Here is a 16,695-nt window from a genome sequence, read left to right as displayed (position 1 = left end):
TAACCCAAAGCAAATGACTCATGGCATGGATGCAAATATACATGGCATATATGTCTGATCATGCGCTATGCTTGCAAAGATTTATATAATAAAAACAAGGCAGTTTATGCAAAATACCAGTGATATAGACGCATCTACAATTCCTCCAGTCATTCCACCATTCCCACCTGATATTCCAGCTACGCTGGAAGTAAGACCTGCACGAGTAGGCAGATTACAGCATTTTCGTTTTCATGGGACTGCCAGTGAATATTTCGGTATCTGGATTGTGAATATCCTGCTGACGATAGTCACTTTAGGATTGTATTCACCTTGGGCCAAGGTACGCCGTTTACGTTATTTTTATGGTAATACTGAATTTGTACAACGCCGTTTCGACTTTACCGGGGTACCAGTCAAAATTTTGATGGGGCGTCTGATTGCGCTGGGACTATATTTTGCCATTTCGATTGCTTCAAACCTGTCTACTACAGCGACACTGGTCGGGTTGCTGATTCTTTATCTGGCAGTGCCCTGGCTGATTCGGGCGACACTACGATTTAATGCCCGCAACAGTAAATTTGGCAATGCCCGGTTTTATTTTGGCGGCACCAATAAGGAAGCTTACTGGACCTTTATCAAAGCCATTCTGATTTATATCCTGACCCTAGGGATCTTTTTCCCGGTATTGGTCTGGCTATATAAACGTTATTGCTTTGATCATCTCTATGCAGGCCAGTTGAAATTCAAGCTGAATGCCACATGGGGCGATTACATGAAGGCCATGTATGTCCCATTGTTTATTTTCATGGGTTTTCTGGTTGCGGTGATGATCTTTGGCATAGGTTCCAGTTTTACCAATCTTGGCAATCCTGGAGTTTTAAGCTCGCTAATCGGCTGGATTGTAGCGATTTATCTCTTTGGTTTTTTCATCATTTTTCCCCTGATGCAGGCCCGGATTTTTATTACCACCTGGAACAATACATCTATCAGTCGTAGCCAGTTCAAGACCGAGTGTACCCAATGGCACTATACCTGGATTCTGGTGACTAACTGGATCGCACGTATTCTGAGTTTAGGTTTGCTTACACCATGGGCAGCGATTCGTCTATATCGCTATCAGGTGGAATCATTAACCCTGAATTTACGTAATGATCCGGACATGATGATGAACAGAGCACAGCAGGATCACAGTGCGCTGGCAGAAGAGATCAGTGACATCTTCGATATTGATGTGTCGTTATAACAGGAGAAAAGTATGTCTGCTCAGGTCACTGACGTCATTTTCTATGATGGCATTATCTCAAAACCGCAACCGGCGCAGGTGTCCCGGATTGATGATCAGTCGGTACTGATTCGTTATGGCGAAGCTTATGCACAGCAGCGGCGTTATCTGTATGCAGACATGCAGCTGATTGGAGCACTTGGAAAAATTCAGCCAGTGATTGAACTCAAAGATGATGCCCGCCTGGAGTTTTCTTCTGAGCTGCCAGAATGGTTTAATTTACAGCGTAAGGGATTACAGCACTCGATCTGGAAACTGGAACGCACCCCGGCTTTAATTCTGTTTAGTGTGGCATTTGTACTGGCACTGGGTTTTGCGACAATTAAATGGGGCATTCCAGCAGCTTCCTATCATGTGGCTCATCATCTGCCTGCCAACACTTTGACGCGTATGGGCGATGAAGCAGAAAGCTATGTCCTGAAGATGACTGAAGACACTAAACTGCCTAAGGCACGTCAGCAGGCGATAGTAGCGCAATATCAACAACTGGTTGCAGGAGATCAGCCGGCGAAAGTGGTGTTCCGTCAAGGTGGAACAATCGGTGCCAATGCACTGGCGATTCCAAATAATACCATTATCCTGACTGATGAACTGGTCGCACTGGCTCAGGATGATCGGGAAATTATGGGGGTGTTGGCACATGAACAGGGCCATCTGGTACAGCGGCATAGCCTGCAACAGGCACTTTCCAGTTTAGGGTTTAGCGTAATTTTAATCATGATTACCGGTGATGGTTCAGACTTGCTGACCAATTTACCGGTGGCCATGGTCGGTGCCAGCTATTCGCGTAATTTTGAGGCTGAAGCAGATGACTATGCTTTAAATGCGATGCAGGCCCAGCATATTCCCACCATTCATTTTGCCAACTTTCTGGAACGCTTGGCTAAAGACAGTGGGGAAGATAAGGAGGCCGAAAGCTCAGTATGGGATTTCTTTAGTAGCCATCCTGCAACACAAGAGCGGATTAAGGCGGTAAAAGCATTTGAGGCAGAACATACACTACGACAGCCCTGAGGCTTAGAGTTACTGAATTTGCCATTCTGCCTGTAAAGGCTCCTGACCCATCCGTTCGAGATGCTCAATGACCACCTGCTGTAGTCGCGGCAGGTCGACATCTTCCTGCTGTGCCCGAATCTGTACCCGTAAATGCTGATCCGTAGGTATCATTTCCACCATCGCATTCGGCATGTGAATTTGAATATTCTGTTCAGTCGAGGCCACTTCAAATTTGTGTTGCCAATGTTTCATTAACCGTAAGGCAATACGTTGAGCTTGTAAGGTCGCAATATCAGCATAACTTTCTTGCATAGTTTGAATGATCTTGTTGAGAGGTATTCATCATAGGCGGGAGCATCCATAACCGGCAAGTCTTGTCCTATAACAATTTGTTAAGCGGATGCGATTATTCAGGCGAACAGACGCAGGCGCAAATACAATTTGTTATAATGCGGTATTCATCTCATATTCAGCCAGGTTCTTCCATGTCCAAGCCGTATTTAATTGCACCTTCTATTTTGTCTGCTGACTTTGCCCGCTTAGGTGAAGAAGTTGAAAATGTACTGGCAGCAGGTGCTGATGTTGTTCATTTTGATGTCATGGACAACCACTATGTGCCAAACCTGACTTTTGGGGCAGGTGTGTGTAAGGCATTGAAAAAATATGGCATTAAGGCACCGATTGATGTGCATCTGATGGTCAAACCGGTCGATCGCATGATTGGTGATTTCCTTGAGGCCGGTGCGGACATTATTACTTTTCATCCGGAAGCTTCTGATCACGTTGACCGTTCTTTGCAGCTGATTAAATCTGGCGGTGCTCAGGCGGGTCTGGTATTTAATCCGGCAACACCTTTGCATTACCTTGATTATGTACTGGATAAAGTGGATCAGATCCTGTTGATGAGTGTAAACCCGGGCTTTGGTGGTCAGAAATTCATTCCGATGACTTTGGATAAATTACGTCAGGCACGCAAGATCATTGATGCTTCTGGTCGTGATATCCGTCTAGAAGTAGATGGTGGGGTAGGACCAGCCAATATCCGCGAAATTGCAGAAGCAGGTGCGGATATGTTTGTGGCAGGTTCAGCGATCTTCGGTAAACCGGATTATAAAGCTGTGATTGATGAAATGCGTGCAGAACTGGCGAAAATAGGACAAGTCATTGTCTGATCGGAATTTTATGTTATTCACAGCAAGCTGTGGATAACTTTATGGATAAGTATATGGATATCTATGTGGGTAACCCTATGGATATCCAGCATAAATTGTAATCAATTGTAGCTTGGTTGTTTAAGCATTATACAAAATATGTATAAAAAGAACTCAATTTGGGTTCTTTTTCTATTTTGAAAGACTTACAAATTCTGGTGTTTTATTCACCCATGCTTACAAATCAAGCTTTATAAAAAGTGATCAACTTATTTTAAATTCGTGTTTCATTGTGTAACTTCTCCGAACAATTTTAAATTTAATTCATGTGCATAACTTAATTGTTTGATGTGGATAAACTTCTTGTTTTGGAGCAGTGCTGAGCACTTTGTTGTCATTTTTAAAGTGACTGAGAACTCTGTTTTATTCTCAACTGTGTGTCTAAGGTAGCGATTTTTTCGAGAGCTGTCTTGGGTGCTTAAGTTAAGCTGAGTTAAGTTACATCTCATACGGTCAATTTTTGTAATCTGCACTATATTTTTGCAAGTAATTTTATACAATCTCACAGTTTTAGGAGGAACGACCTCCCTTGATGTAAAATATTGCTTTTGCTCAGGAAAAATCGTCAGGACGGCCTGATTTCTTAATTCATGAAGGAGGGCATATGGCCTGGTTTTTACTCATACTGGCAGGTCTTTTTGAGGTAGTATGGGCCTACTCAATGAAGCTATCGGAAGGCTTCAGCAAACTGACCCCCAGCATTATTACTATCTTTTTCATGTTTCTAAGTTTTGCACTGCTGGCTTACGCTATGCGTACACTACCTTTAGGCACCGCCTATACCATCTGGACCGGAATTGGTGCGGTTGGTTCTTTCCTGATTGGGATTTTTATTTTGGGAGAACCTGCGACTGCCATGCGCATGCTAGCAGCTGTCTTGATTATTTCCGGTCTGGTCTTGATGAAACTCTCATCTTCTTAAAGTTTATAGGGTGTACCCTAATGTAAATGTTTCAGTATTTATTTATATCAGCCTTATATTGATCATTGCGTTAAAATAATCTTTCTATGGCAATCCAACAGGGTGAAGACATGAACTTAAGCTATATCTATATGGATTCACCTGTAGGGCAATTGCGATTGGTCGCCAGTACTGAGGCACTGGTTGCGGTGCTCTGGGATTGTGAAACGCCGAACCGGGTAAAGCTGGCAACTTTAATGGAAGATCCAGAGCATCCTGTTCTGGTTGCGACTAAAGTACAGTTGGAACAATATTTTGCTGGTCAACGTAGCTGTTTTGATGTGCCACTCGATTTTGCTGGTACACCATTTCAGAAAAGTGTCTGGCAGGCCTTGCTGAATATTCCTTATGGAGAAACTCGAACCTATCGTGATATTGCCCTGGAAATTGGTAATCCGAAAGCGGTTCGTGCCGTGGGGGCTGCCAACGGTCGTAATCCGATTTCGATTATTGCTCCATGCCATCGTGTGATTGGTGCCAATGGCGCTTTGGTGGGTTTTGCAGGTGGACTGGAGCGCAAGGAAATCCTGTTAAATATTGAACGAAATAAGTAAGATATATTCTATCCTAATAAAAATCTGACCTGACAAAATGAATCCATTTTTTGCTCCAGTGATTGAAAATTTCTGGTGGCTGTTTCTTTTATTTTCCTTAGCAGCTTTATTCAAGCTATTTAAACCATATCTTAAAGGGAAATTCGGTGAGTTTGCCGTTATTGTGCATGCTAAACGCTATCTTAAACAGCCGCATTATATCTTGATGAATGACCTGACCTTTGAGGATGGGCAAGGGGCTACTACCCAGATTGATCATCTACTGTTAAGCCCATTTGGGCTATTTGTGATTGAAACCAAAAATTATAAAGGCTGGATTTTTGGGGGTGAACGTCAAAAAATGTGGACTCAAAAACTTTATAAACAGAGTTATAAATTCCAGAATCCGCTGCATCAGAACTATAAACACGTCAAAGTGCTGGAACAGGTTCTGACAGACGTTTTAAGTCCAGAACATATCCATTCACTGGTGGTGTTTATGCCAGAAGCTGAGTTTAAGACCGCGATGCCAGCAAATGTTTTTCGTAATGCCAGCTGGACGGATTACGTGAAAAGCTTTCAAGAGCCGGTAATTTCTGAAACCAAACTCAATCGGATTCAGCTGCATCTGGAGAAGGCTATGCTGGAGAAATCCAGGCAGACCAATCGTCAACATATAGCGGGCTTAAAGCAGCGTAAGCAAGTTAAATAAAAAATCCCTGAAAAGTTCAGGGATTTTTAGCTGAATGCTGAGCGGCTCTGAGCTTTTCAGTAATTTCTTCCAGCGATTTTACCCGTTTTACTTCATCCCACAGCGACTTCGCTTCAGGATAATGCTTGGACATCATGCCGAGCCACTGCTTATAACGACCGACCATATTCATTTCTTTTTTATAGGAACCATTCAGAAAACGAATTTGCAGACCAAGCAGTTCGTTCCAGCTAATGAGTGGATCATCACTATTTCTACGGATACATTGAGTCAAATCAGGCGTCGTTACTGCACCGCGTCCAATCATCAGATCTTCACAACCAGATTCCAGCTGACATTGCTTGGCATCGGCATTTGTCCAGATTTCACCATTGGCAATGACATTAATTTTTAAGGCTTCACGGATCGGTTGTAGCTGGTCCCAGAATGCAGGTGGGGTATAGCCATCCGCTTTAGTCCGCGCATGCACTGTTACCCAGGCAGCACCAGCATCTTCAATGGCATGGGCATTTTCCAGCATAAAGTTACGGTCCATATAGCCAAGCCGCATTTTTGCGGATACCGGAATATGTGTAGGAACCGCATCACGCACTGCTTTCACTAACTCATACACGACTTCTGGCTCATCCAGCAGTACTGAACCACCACGATGACGGTTGACGGTTTTAGCCGGACAGCCAAAATTCATATCAATTGCGGGTGCACCCATAGCAGCAACTTTGACTGCATTGGCTGCCAGCATTTCCGGATTATTCCCCAAGAACTGTACATGTACCGGTGTACCGGCTGCAGTTTTACCTTCATTTAGGAGTTCAGGGCAATAATTATGGTAAACATGGTCCGGCAACAGCGAATCTGTGACACGAATAAACTCGGTCACACACCAGTCAAAGCTTCCGACGGATGTCAGTACATCGCGCATAATCGGGTCCGTTAAGCCTTCCATGGGTGCAAGAACAAGTTTCAACGTGTTCACCTGTGAATTTGAAAAACGGTGTTATACGGCTTTTTAATACTCTTGTCCAGATAAGTGCAAAATTGATCTTCTAAAAGATGAAATCATTCATCATGAACTTATTTGAGCAATATGGAAAACCAGCTTTTCAGGGATGATCAGCTGGAGTGTAAAAGGCTTATAAATACCGGGCCCATCGAAGCTGTGCGCTTTCTGCTTTTAATCCAGTACCTGATCCACCATCAGGTTCACTTTTATTTGTAGCAGGTAAGACAATATTGGTTCCCCCCATAATATGGTTGGCTATTAATCCTCCATCAACCCCTTGGGTGCTAATAGTCCCTGTAATAGCATTCTGGTTATTGGTGAGCCCGCATCCTTTAGAAGTGGTCACGCCTTTACGGCTGAGCACACTGCCATAAATACGGCTACATGCACCAATATGAATCTGTTCATTGGCCATGAGTGCAACAGTGCCTAAGTCCAACTTATCAATCGGTCGACCATCGATAGTGACTTTTTTCTTACTTCCATCTGGATTCTTGTCCATAGCGTATAGAAACTGATTATCATTCTTGCATAAATTGATAGGCATCAAATATCTATCGGATAATGTAGTAGGTGTTGTAGCAGCAATATTAAGGTCAAGCTTGCTAACCGTTTTTAATTTGCGATTACAAATTAAAGATATTTTATCTGCTCCTTCGCGGACGACTTGATAGGGTGCATAGATGCGAGGAGAAAAAGCAATTGACCAAATTTCTCCTTCAGCCAAAAAACTATTTGTATAAGCGTTAGTCAAGCTATCTGCTCGCCAATTTGCCTCTCCTGCAAATTCTAACGTGCCTTCAAAATACATAATTCCTGGGGCGAGAGTTGCATTGTCTATTGAAGAAGGTGTGGACAGCGAACGGACACGCCACCTTTTTAATACTTCACCATAACCATAATCATCATCTATACCTAGGGTTTTACCAACGCTAATTCGTGGAAGATAACCAATGATCGGACTGGTACATCTACCACTAGTAATCGTTTGACAGATTGCACCGGTATAAGTTTGCCCATTAAGTGTATAATCCCCAATTGAGAATCCTGTAGAATTAATAACTTCTTTGGTGCCATCAGCCTTCATGATATATTGACTATTATTTTCATAGATATAAGTAAGGGTATTGGATCTGTTCTTTAATTGGTTAAGAAAAACCCGGTCAAATTTCCCATTTCTAGTGAAAATATAATTTGCATCTTGTTTATAGACAGTAACATCCACTTTATTTTGAAATTGTGTACTGTCATTAATTCCTTTCCGAATTCCAGTCTCATTAATAGATACTTGTGGAGCAAGAAGTGAATTAAAATAAGGGGATAGTTGTGTTTGCCTTTTAAAAATAGGGCCAGAAGTGCCAAGCCAACTTACTTCAACATCGTTTCCAGTGGTGTAGATACTTCCTGAACTTGCTCCAGCACCAGTTACGCTAACTTTACTGGCAGATTGGATATTACCTGCATTACTACCTGTATGAACTTCTACATTACGTTTAGCAATAATATCTCCTGTTTTGCCCCCTAACCATAATTCAACTGTGCCTAAAGTCTCGATATTCTTTGCGCGTGCACCTGCACCTGTCACTAGAACATTGCCTCCTGCTTTAATATTGTTTGCACTCGTATTGGTGTGAAGCTCAACCTCATTTTTTGCATAAATATCCTGTGCCTGGCTTCCTGTCCATAAGGTGACATCTTTGTTAGATTCAATCTTACCCGCTTTGGCTGAGGTATTCATACTTACCCAGCCATTTGCTTTGACATCTTTGACGCTAGCCCAGCTTAGGGTGACATTGCCCATTGTTTCAAGATTGTCGGCTTTAGAGTTGCCACTTAAAGTTATATCACCAATAGATTGGATATTTTTTGCTATTGCACCTGTTTGCAGGCTAACCGTGCCTAAAGCCCTGATGTTCCCAAAGTTATCACCTGTTAAAAGGGTGACTTTACCTCGAGTGGTGACATTAATAAGAGCCTCGCCACAGTTTCGGTATCCGCAGTCAATATAAACATCATCTGTAGCATTAATATTTAATTCAGAAATATTTTTAGTTTCGAATAAAAGGTTTAGAGTAAGGCTCCCTTCAACATTCATTGTTAATTTTGCATTTGGAGATTCAGATTCAATTAATGTAGAACCTGAAAATACAGTATTTCCACCGAAGCTTATAACGCTTTCTTGATTAATGGTGGGAACAGTACCCTCTGTTAATACAATATTATAAATTGCCCTGATCGTCGTAGCGGCCTGGGAGCTGAGGTTATTGGCACTGATATCTGCGCTGACTGTACAAGGACTACCCTGAGCGAGACAGCCTAAGACTTCAATATTTTTTACCACCACTTGCTGGGTATTTTCTTCGGTTTGGAGACTAATACTTCTGCCTCTCAGTTCAGGAATATTACTTATATTAATTTTTGCTCTCTCAAAAAGGTATTCTCTAAAAGCACTTACACCTGCCCAACCCATAATTTGAGCATTGGTTTGTGCATGGGCTGCAGTCGCTGCCTCTTTCTTGGTCGTCAGTGCTCTCGCAACAGTTGCCGTAATCAGCATGACAGTGATTCCAATGAGCAATACCAGAAGAATGGTAGCCATGCCTTGTTGCTTTTTAAATGTACGCATTGCTCATCCTTATATTCAAGTAATCCCGCATTAAATATTGTTTAAGCAAATAGAAGACCTGACCTGTTTGACACTAGAGTACTGGCCTTTAGCTGTCACCGTGACATATTTGGAACCTGAGGGATTATCTTTACTAATTCCATAAGGTGTACACTTTTTTCCGCCAGTCAGGTTTTCGACTTTAAAACTGAAAACAGGTGCGGTGGTTGCTTCGATATTTTTGTTTCTAATGGTAATTAATGGACTTCTGGTTGTATGTGTACTATTCCATATTGATGAAGTTTTAAGATCTGCATCTGTTCCACAATTCTTTGTATTTTCGAGTAAATAAAGCTGATATTCTTTATTCTCAATATCATTATTAGACAATATTGCTTGGCACTTAAGAATTGTAGGTGTAGTTATATCTGGGATGAAACGTAAGTACAAAATATCTTTACTTGCATCTATTGCAATATCATTAGCATTACCAGAACCATAGCCAGCATTTTGAATCACTTTCTGTAAGATCAGCATTCCTATCTGGACTTGAGTGTCATACTCTGCATCGAAAGAGGCTTCGAGACTGACCTGAGAGATCTGCCTGAATAGCATGAGCATCATGATCATACAGAGCATTGCAATAACCAGTCCGACCAACAATTCGATCAAGGTGAAACCATTCTTTTTCATCTTTATCTCCCTACCACATAGCAAGTCGGGTCGATAATGCCTTTAGCACAATTGGTCGCTACTGTTGCAGAAGTGGTACTTACAGCAAGAACTGGCCATTCTATGGTTTTAGTTTCAGCAGAAATTTTTTTAGTGGAACATCCAAAGTAATATTTCTGGCTGCTGTTGATTTCATAAGGAGTGGTTAACACCCTGTCACATACATTGATTACATCCGTTTTATCATGAGCACCTTGTAATCGGTTTTGCATTTCATTAACTACAATAAAACTTATATTCATGTCCTTTTGGATGCTTAACATATGCTTGATAGCTGCACTACTTCCAAGAACAATAATTGCAAACAGAAGCAGAGCAATCAACGACTCTATTAAAGTAAAACCACCCTGACTAACGGATAATAATGGTTGCTGTTTCATTGTTCTTTCCTATAGTCAGTGTAGGATTTGCTGTGCTTGAGCATGTAGAGCCAGAAACAAGTGTGCCTACATAGTTGAAATCTAAACAATTAAGAGAGGAAGCTCCTTGCTGGATTGTAATATTTGAAAGCTCAAAACTTTGAAGAGCATCATCAGGTTCATCTAGAGGACATGAGCCATATACGACTTTAATTACAGTCTTAGGTTTTGGCTCTAATGAGTCTTGCCAAGGATAAATACATACAGAGGCAGCAGCTTCATTAAAGGAAGTATTGTTCTTATTTCTGATCGCTTTGGCTTTCGCTTGAGAAATAGCATTTTGAATACTAGAAATAGCATTATTTACCTGGCTTTGGTCAATCCAGGAGCGAGTCAATGAACTGCCTATCATTAAAATAATGGCCAATACCGTAATCGTGATCATCAACTCAATAAGAGTAAAACCGGTATGTTTTGAGTGATAGGTAATTAGATGCATATCATTTCAACCAAGCTGTTTCATGACCACAACTATTTATATTTCTAACACCAGAATTATTAAGTGTAAGGGTGCAGCCATTTACTCTAGATTCAGTTCCTATTGCAGTGAGGGTATAAGTCAAACCATCTGATGAATATTGATAATTAAAAGCATTGGAACTAGGTTGCCAGGTTTTAAACTCGGCACTGTTTTTAAGTGCATTAGAGTCGCTGTAAGTTTTATTGGGATAGGTTAATGTTCGCTGGTAAAGGTTTTCGGCAGATAATGAAAGCGCGATTAAATTGGATTGAGCCTCTTTAATTTTGGTTCTTGTAACGTACTTTGAATAATTGGGTAAAGCAATCGCCGCTAATATGGCGATAATCACAATTACAATCATTACTTCAATTAAGGTAAATCCATTTAATTTACTTTTCATATCTACCTCGGTTCAGATTTTTAGTTTATTAAATGAAATTTCTGCTAAAAAATAGTTTAAATTGTGTATAAAATATAGAGGCAAAATTATTTTATGTCTTTAAAGTTGTGATGAAATATATATATTAAAGGATGAAAGGTAAATTAATTTCTGTGTGTATTCACATCGTTGTTTTTTTGTTTTTTATGAAAAGAAATGTAAATAAAATATTATTAGATATAAGAATTTACAGCGTCATTTAAAATTTTATTTAAATTAATCTTAACAATAGTGTCTATTGATATTTCATAATGATAACCAAATAAAGATATAGGCTAAGGTGACTGAATTTTTATAGTTTGTTTTAGTTTGCCGTATTGAATGGCAATAGGCCCTAAAATACTTTAGCGGAGCAAAAGCATTTTCAACTAAAAGCCAGATTCAATATAAATGCCACTTCGTATGCTTATTATTGGATTTGGTATTAGATTTTTTAGTTATATTAATCTTAGTATTGCCTGTGAGAATCCGATCTCTCATTTTCTTAAAGTTATACCTTTTATTAGCACATAAAATTATGGTCGACTCTAAACTCAATTAAACCATTAATTTAGGAACAATCTTTGCGAATTCTATAAAGAATGACTTTAAAAATAATCTCAAATTTTGTGTGAGAGATTAATGCCGAAAGTATAAGCAGAATAATAGGACTTAACTTAGATCAGTATTGATCTGTCAGCATGGTATGAGGCTTGGCAAATAGTAAAATTGGGTTTAGCGATTTAATTTTACTACTTCGCTATTTTCAAAGCTGAAAATGTCAACAGACCTTAAGTATTGAGTTTTTCTATGTAACCCAAACTGTGGATAAGAAATTGACTTGAAAAAAATTGGCTGAAAACCGTTAAAAACTTATTTATTCAACAACATTTCCAGCACGAACTTGGAACCGATAAAACCTACAGCCAGCAAACCAAAACCGATTAAAGTAAAACGAACCGCTTTTTGTCCACGCCAGCCAAATTTCCAGTGACCAATCAGTAAAGCGCCATAGACCAGCCAGGAAATAATGCTAAATGCTGTTTTATGTGCGAGGTGCTGGGCGAAGAAATCATCAATGGTAAAGAAGCCGAAACCTAAGGCAATAGTCAGTAAGACAAAACCGGTCATCAGCATATCAAATAGCAATGATTCCATATCCTGATACGATGGTAGCAGATTGACCCAGACCCGACGTTTCTGTTTTTTCTTGAGTTCACGGTCCTGAAAACGCAGAATCACCGCCTGAATGGTGGCCATCAGCAGCACTGCATAGGCAGATAATGACAGGATAATATGAATATCAAGACCAAGCGAGTTCTGCACAATGATTTTGGCTTGTGGGGTAAAAGCAAAGCCTAAAATCAGGCCAGTCGCTGCAACCGGAATACCAATCAGATTCAATGGCAGAATAGGGCGATAGGTACTATAAGCCAGACTCAGTAAAAGCATCAGTCCGGAAGTAAACGAAACCAGAACAAAGACATCATAATTTATCCCCATCGGGGTGTGCATGTCACCATAAAGAACCATGCCATGTAACACCAGACCAAGAGCGGCCGTGATACCGACAAACCACTGATTTGGAATACGTTTCGACATTAAATGAACAAACAAATACCAGAAAGATGCGGTATAGGCGACTAATGCCAAAATTGTATAAACCAGAGGGAGGCTAACCATGTCTAACCTTTTTAAGGGTGATGAATATTCATTTATATAAATTCGATGCGAACTACAGTATCCTATAGCATTCTATGCATAAATTTTCTATTTTAAGAAACAATTTTTTGCTCACGGCTATTTTAAGCGGATTTTGCAATGTTTGATACCTTAACAGAACGACTCACGCAGAGTTTAAGAAATGTTACTGGCTCAGGGCAGCTAACCGAAGACAATATTAAAGATACGTTACGTGAAGTACGTATGGCACTTCTTGAAGCCGACGTTGCGTTACCTGTAACTCGTGAATTTATCGCGAAAGTTAAGGAAGAAGCATTGGGCCAGGAAGTGATGACTCAGTTATCTCCAGGCCAGGCCTTCGTCAAGATTGTCTATGACGAACTAACCAAGATGATGGGCGCGGCGAACGAAAGCCTCGACCTGGCAGCAAAACCACCTGTGGTTGTGCTACTTGCTGGTTTGCAGGGCGCGGGTAAAACCACGACTGCTGCAAAACTTGCACGCTTCTTACAAGAACGTCAAAAGAAAAAAGTCGCGATGGTGTCTGCCGACGTATACCGTCCAGCAGCAATCAAGCAGCTACAAACGGTTGCGGGTGAAGTAGGTGCGATTTTCTTTGAATCGAATGCCAATGAACGTCCAATTGATATTGCCAACCGTGCTATCGAACAGGCAAAAATCCAGTTTGCTGATGTCCTGATTGTCGATACCGCAGGCCGTCTGCATGTCGATGATGACATGATGGATGAGATTAAAGAATTACACGCTGCGATTAGCCCAACTGAAACCCTGTTCGTGGTCGATGCCATGACTGGTCAGGATGCGGCAAATACTGCAAAAGCCTTCAACGATGCTCTACCTTTGACGGGTGTAATCCTGACCAAGACTGATGGTGATGCTCGTGGTGGTGCAGCACTTTCTGTTCGTGCCATTACCGGCAAGCCAATCAAGTTCCTGGGGATGGGTGAAAAGCTGGATGCGCTTGAGCCATTCCATCCGGAACGTGTGGCACAACGTATTCTTGGCATGGGTGACGTGCTTTCTCTGGTCGAAGAAGTTGAACGCAAAATCGACAAAGAAAAAGCCGAGAAAATGGCGAAAAAACTGCAGAAAGGCGGCAGCTTCAACTTTGAAGATATGCTGATGCAGTTTGAGCAAATGAACAAGATGGGTGGCATGATGGGCTTCCTGGATAAACTTCCAGGGATGAGCAGTGCTGGCCTTCAGGATGCAATTGCTCAAGCCAACCCTGAAAAACAAATCAAGAAAATGGAAGCGATCATCCAGTCTATGACTGTTAAAGAGCGTCGTAACCCTGACTTGATGAACCCAAGCCGTAAGAAGCGTATTGCATCAGGCTGTGGTATGGATGTTGCTGAAGTGAATAAACTGATCAAGCAGCATGCCCAGATGGCGAAAATGATGAAGAAATTTGCCAATCCATCAGGTATGGCAAAAATGATGAAGTCACTCGGCGGCTTGCAGAAACAGTTTGGCGGCGGTGGTGGCATGGGTCCACTGTTCGGCGGCAACGACAAGAAATAAGTTCTTTGTTTAAAAAAAGGCGCTTCATGCGCCTTTTTTGCTTTTTAAGATATACAGTTTAATCAAAGCATACATTTACTTACCCAATCCTGTCGTTAGCTGAGGCAGACTCTTTAAAAAATGTAAACACAGGAGTAATAAAATGACGCAAGTGATTGTGGTACACGGCTATACGGCTGGTCCAGATGAAAACTGGTATCCCTGGATTCAGCAAAAAGCCAAGGAAGAACATATAAGCCTAAAAGTTTTGCGACTTGATCCCTCTACCACACCTCGGCTGGAAACCTGGCAAAAGCAGATGCAGGAGCAGATAGAAAGCGTTGATGAGAACAGTATCTTTATCGCTCACAGCTTAGGCACTATTGCGGCTTTGCATTATTTATCTCATAAATTGAAACAGCAGAAAATCAAGCAACTCGTACTCATTGCTGGTTTTAATGGTCGACTCGGACGTCTGGAAGAAGTGAATCCATTTATTGATGCTGCCCAAATTGACTTTGATTTATTGAAGCAGCAGATTCAGGAACGAGTGGTCATCTATTCTGAAGGTGATGATCGGGTAGCACCAAAATTTAGTCTGGAGCAGGCAGAAAGTCTGGATGCACAAGTGATTAAGGCTCAGCATTTTGGTCATTTTATTGACTCGCAAGGCTGCACTAAACTGCCTGAAGTCTGGCAAAGTATTGAACCAAATCTTATACGCCAATAAGCGTTTCGAGGCTGAAAGATTAAACTTTACAAAATAGGTGCCAGTGGTCTGGAAATTTTCTTGAAAGCTTTGTAAAACATGTTAAAACAATGAGCCAGGAACATTATTATTTTAACAATTAGTATAAGTATGCAGCGATGACAAATAAATCAGGGAACGTTTATATCATTCATGACTATCAGTCGACCTCTAATGACCATTGGTATCCGTGGTTAAGCCGACAGGTCAAGAAACTTGGTATTGATGCCAAGCGCATCATGTTAGCCAATCCATTAGAACCGAAAATGCAGGATTGGCAACAAAGTCTGGCGGTACAGATTCCGCAAATGGATGCCGACACCATTCTGGTAGCACACGGGTTGAGCTGCCTGAGTGTGTTGAAATTCGTAGAACAGCACTATCTGACTCACCATAAAGCTATTCGGGGAGTAGTGATGGTGGCGGGTTTTGATCAGCCGCTGGTGATGTGGTCAGAACTGAATGATCTGGTACGCAGCGTAAAACTGGATTTCAAAACACTTTCCAAAAGTTATAAATACGGGGTTATGTACATTTCTAACAATGATCCACATGTACCCACTGCCATGTCTTTAAGTCTGGCCCATCGACTTCTCAATACTCAGATTTTTGAAGTCTTGCAGGCCGGACATTTTGAAAAAACTGATGGCTATGCAGATTTCCCACAGCTACTGGAAGTCATCCAGCGGCTGTATGGTCTAAATGAGCTGCAAAATGCTGCAGGCCTTTAAGTAACAGGTCGGGTTCAATCACGGGCTGGAAGGATTGTAAATGCTGTGCAAATAGTGGCGCATCACCACCCGTGAGAATCAGCTGGGCAGGAAAGTCACTTAATACCTTTTCAATGGTGCTAAGTAGACCGAGTAGAATACCGTGATGTACTGCATCGATGGTATTGCGTCCTGGGCTTAGCTCTTCAAACGCAGCGTCTGGAATTTTAATGCCTTTGGTATTCTGAATCAGGGCATCCCGCTGTAGATGTAAGTTTGGCAGGATAAAACCCCCCAGATGTTTTTGTCCTTGAGCCAAGTCAATAGTGAGAGCGGTACCACAGCTAATGACGCAATAGTTTTGTGTATTCGATGTTGCCACTGCCAACACCTGTAACCAACGGTCAATTCCGAGTTGAGCCGGATCATCATAACCACAGATCAGGCCTGCATATTCAGCATGAACTTTGGCAAAGATCACTGGAATATTCAGGCGTTTTAGAATTTTCAGGATACGGTCATTATTTTGCTTATCTAGCACAGAAGAGATTCCCACCTGATGCAGGCCAGATCCCATAAAGTGTTGAATCAGACCCAGCAGTAAATCCGCCGGAGACTGTAGATGCATTTCAGCCGCATGTTCAATGATACGGTCTTGTTCCGTGATCCAGTATTTAAGACGTGTATTGCCAATATCCAGCCATAATTTTTTCATT

Annotated in this window: 18 protein-coding genes; 9 read left to right on the top strand and 9 right to left on the bottom strand. The window is 41.4% G+C overall.

The features are described from left to right. Positions 1-106 precede the first annotated feature (106 nt). Positions 107-1,225 carry a YjgN family protein gene (locus tag FSC11_RS11670; RefSeq protein ID WP_163167051.1) on the top strand — a complete coding sequence of 373 codons (1,119 nt, stop codon included), beginning with the start codon at positions 107-109 and terminating at the stop codon, positions 1,223-1,225. Positions 1,226-1,237: 12 nt separating this feature from the next. Continuing rightward, the gene (locus tag FSC11_RS11665) at positions 1,238-2,278 is read left to right on the top strand and encodes a M48 family metallopeptidase (RefSeq protein ID WP_163167049.1); all 1,041 of its coding nucleotides are present in this window, start codon (positions 1,238-1,240) and stop codon (positions 2,276-2,278) included. 9 nt (positions 2,279-2,287) lie between these two features. On the opposite strand, the gene FSC11_RS11660 is transcribed toward FSC11_RS11665, so the two are convergent. Continuing rightward, complete coding sequence (locus tag FSC11_RS11660) at positions 2,288-2,572, bottom strand: DUF2218 domain-containing protein (protein ID WP_163167047.1); 285 nt, start codon at positions 2,570-2,572, stop codon at positions 2,288-2,290. Between the two features lie 173 nt (positions 2,573-2,745). Here FSC11_RS11660 and rpe point away from each other — a divergent pair, with 173 nt between their 5' ends. From rpe to FSC11_RS11640, 4 genes are all read left to right on the top strand, one after another. Further along, positions 2,746-3,432: a ribulose-phosphate 3-epimerase gene (gene rpe, locus FSC11_RS11655; protein ID WP_163167045.1), complete on the top strand. Its 687-nt coding sequence runs from the start codon at positions 2,746-2,748 to the stop codon at positions 3,430-3,432. Between the two features lie 643 nt (positions 3,433-4,075). Beyond that, the gene (sugE, locus tag FSC11_RS11650; protein ID WP_004811247.1) at positions 4,076-4,393 is read left to right on the top strand and encodes a quaternary ammonium compound efflux SMR transporter SugE; all 318 of its coding nucleotides are present in this window, start codon (positions 4,076-4,078) and stop codon (positions 4,391-4,393) included. Between the two features lie 110 nt (positions 4,394-4,503). After that, entirely contained in the window at positions 4,504-4,986 is a 483-nt protein-coding gene (locus FSC11_RS11645; RefSeq protein ID WP_026056795.1) for a methylated-DNA--[protein]-cysteine S-methyltransferase, read from the top strand. A 37-nt stretch (positions 4,987-5,023) separates the two neighbouring features. Continuing rightward, positions 5,024-5,677: a nuclease-related domain-containing protein gene (locus FSC11_RS11640; RefSeq protein ID WP_163167043.1), complete on the top strand. Its 654-nt coding sequence runs from the start codon at positions 5,024-5,026 to the stop codon at positions 5,675-5,677. 16 nt (positions 5,678-5,693) lie between these two features. Here the strand turns inward: FSC11_RS11640 and FSC11_RS11635 are convergent, their stop codons facing one another. From FSC11_RS11635 to FSC11_RS11605, 7 genes are all read right to left on the bottom strand, one after another. Continuing rightward, positions 5,694-6,644, bottom strand: a complete 951-nt coding sequence (locus FSC11_RS11635; RefSeq protein ID WP_205681841.1) for a tRNA dihydrouridine synthase — start codon at positions 6,642-6,644, stop codon at positions 5,694-5,696. A 166-nt stretch (positions 6,645-6,810) separates the two neighbouring features. Further along, positions 6,811-9,306, bottom strand: a complete 2,496-nt coding sequence (locus tag FSC11_RS11630; RefSeq protein ID WP_163167041.1) for a DUF342 domain-containing protein — start codon at positions 9,304-9,306, stop codon at positions 6,811-6,813. 30 nt (positions 9,307-9,336) lie between these two features. Next, a complete protein-coding gene (locus tag FSC11_RS11625; protein WP_163167039.1) occupies positions 9,337-9,978 on the bottom strand; it encodes a PilW family protein in 642 nt (213 codons plus the stop codon). A 2-nt stretch (positions 9,979-9,980) separates the two neighbouring features. After that, a complete protein-coding gene (locus FSC11_RS11620) occupies positions 9,981-10,397 on the bottom strand; it encodes a type II secretion system protein (RefSeq protein WP_163167037.1) in 417 nt (138 codons plus the stop codon). After that, positions 10,369-10,875 carry a prepilin-type N-terminal cleavage/methylation domain-containing protein gene (locus tag FSC11_RS11615; RefSeq protein WP_163167035.1) on the bottom strand — a complete coding sequence of 169 codons (507 nt, stop codon included), beginning with the start codon at positions 10,873-10,875 and terminating at the stop codon, positions 10,369-10,371. Before FSC11_RS11615 ends, FSC11_RS11620 begins: the two co-directional genes overlap by 29 nt. Position 10,876: 1 nt before the next feature. Beyond that, a complete protein-coding gene (locus tag FSC11_RS11610) occupies positions 10,877-11,296 on the bottom strand; it encodes a type IV pilin protein (RefSeq protein ID WP_163167033.1) in 420 nt (139 codons plus the stop codon). An 891-nt stretch (positions 11,297-12,187) separates the two neighbouring features. Then, positions 12,188-12,997, bottom strand: coding sequence for a cytochrome C assembly family protein (locus FSC11_RS11605; protein WP_004893275.1), 810 nt, complete (start codon positions 12,995-12,997; stop codon positions 12,188-12,190). Positions 12,998-13,135: 138 nt separating this feature from the next. Between FSC11_RS11605 and ffh the strand changes: the two genes are divergently transcribed. The 3 genes from ffh (at position 13,136) to FSC11_RS11590 (ending at position 16,000) form a co-directional block, all read left to right on the top strand. Continuing rightward, on the top strand, positions 13,136-14,542 hold the full coding sequence (ffh, locus tag FSC11_RS11600) for a signal recognition particle protein (RefSeq protein ID WP_163167031.1): 1,407 nt from the start codon (positions 13,136-13,138) through the stop codon (positions 14,540-14,542). Positions 14,543-14,684: 142 nt separating this feature from the next. Further along, entirely contained in the window at positions 14,685-15,251 is a 567-nt protein-coding gene (locus FSC11_RS11595; RefSeq protein WP_163167028.1) for an RBBP9/YdeN family alpha/beta hydrolase, read from the top strand. Between the two features lie 137 nt (positions 15,252-15,388). Then, positions 15,389-16,000 (top strand): RBBP9/YdeN family alpha/beta hydrolase, encoded by a 612-nt coding sequence (locus FSC11_RS11590; protein ID WP_163167026.1) that lies wholly within the window; start codon positions 15,389-15,391, stop codon positions 15,998-16,000. Here the strand turns inward: FSC11_RS11590 and FSC11_RS11585 are convergent. Further along, positions 15,948-16,694 (bottom strand): type III pantothenate kinase, encoded by a 747-nt coding sequence (locus tag FSC11_RS11585; RefSeq protein WP_005221049.1) that lies wholly within the window; start codon positions 16,692-16,694, stop codon positions 15,948-15,950. The two genes, FSC11_RS11590 and FSC11_RS11585, sit on opposite strands and share 53 nt — an antisense overlap. Position 16,695: the final 1 nt, after the last annotated feature.

It is taken from the genome of Acinetobacter schindleri (assembly GCF_010918895.1).
GTDB classification, from domain to species: Bacteria; Pseudomonadota; Gammaproteobacteria; order Pseudomonadales; family Moraxellaceae; genus Acinetobacter; species Acinetobacter schindleri.
This window is presented reverse-complemented; position numbering and strand designations above follow the sequence as displayed.

Excerpts from the sequence above, each read along its gene's own strand:
- FSC11_RS11670 (WP_163167051.1), top strand. The coding sequence starts at position 107 with ATGCAAAATACCAGTGATATAGACGCATCTACAATTCCTCCAGTCATT.
- FSC11_RS11625 (WP_163167039.1), bottom strand. The coding sequence starts at position 9,978 with ATGAAAAAGAATGGTTTCACCTTGATCGAATTGTTGGTCGGACTGGTT.
- sugE (WP_004811247.1), top strand. The coding sequence starts at position 4,076 with ATGGCCTGGTTTTTACTCATACTGGCAGGTCTTTTTGAGGTAGTATGG.
- FSC11_RS11645 (WP_026056795.1), top strand. The coding sequence starts at position 4,504 with ATGAACTTAAGCTATATCTATATGGATTCACCTGTAGGGCAATTGCGA.
- FSC11_RS11660 (WP_163167047.1), bottom strand. The coding sequence starts at position 2,572 with ATGCAAGAAAGTTATGCTGATATTGCGACCTTACAAGCTCAACGTATT.
- FSC11_RS11630 (WP_163167041.1), bottom strand. The coding sequence starts at position 9,306 with ATGCGTACATTTAAAAAGCAACAAGGCATGGCTACCATTCTTCTGGTA.
- ffh (WP_163167031.1), top strand. The coding sequence starts at position 13,136 with ATGTTTGATACCTTAACAGAACGACTCACGCAGAGTTTAAGAAATGTT.
- FSC11_RS11610 (WP_163167033.1), bottom strand. The coding sequence starts at position 11,296 with ATGAAAAGTAAATTAAATGGATTTACCTTAATTGAAGTAATGATTGTA.
- rpe (WP_163167045.1), top strand. The coding sequence starts at position 2,746 with ATGTCCAAGCCGTATTTAATTGCACCTTCTATTTTGTCTGCTGACTTT.
- FSC11_RS11585 (WP_005221049.1), bottom strand. The coding sequence starts at position 16,694 with ATGAAAAAATTATGGCTGGATATTGGCAATACACGTCTTAAATACTGG.
- FSC11_RS11615 (WP_163167035.1), bottom strand. The coding sequence starts at position 10,875 with ATGCATCTAATTACCTATCACTCAAAACATACCGGTTTTACTCTTATT.
- FSC11_RS11605 (WP_004893275.1), bottom strand. The coding sequence starts at position 12,997 with ATGGTTAGCCTCCCTCTGGTTTATACAATTTTGGCATTAGTCGCCTAT.
- FSC11_RS11665 (WP_163167049.1), top strand. The coding sequence starts at position 1,238 with ATGTCTGCTCAGGTCACTGACGTCATTTTCTATGATGGCATTATCTCA.
- FSC11_RS11640 (WP_163167043.1), top strand. The coding sequence starts at position 5,024 with ATGAATCCATTTTTTGCTCCAGTGATTGAAAATTTCTGGTGGCTGTTT.
- FSC11_RS11620 (WP_163167037.1), bottom strand. The coding sequence starts at position 10,397 with ATGAAACAGCAACCATTATTATCCGTTAGTCAGGGTGGTTTTACTTTA.
- FSC11_RS11595 (WP_163167028.1), top strand. The coding sequence starts at position 14,685 with ATGACGCAAGTGATTGTGGTACACGGCTATACGGCTGGTCCAGATGAA.
- FSC11_RS11590 (WP_163167026.1), top strand. The coding sequence starts at position 15,389 with ATGACAAATAAATCAGGGAACGTTTATATCATTCATGACTATCAGTCG.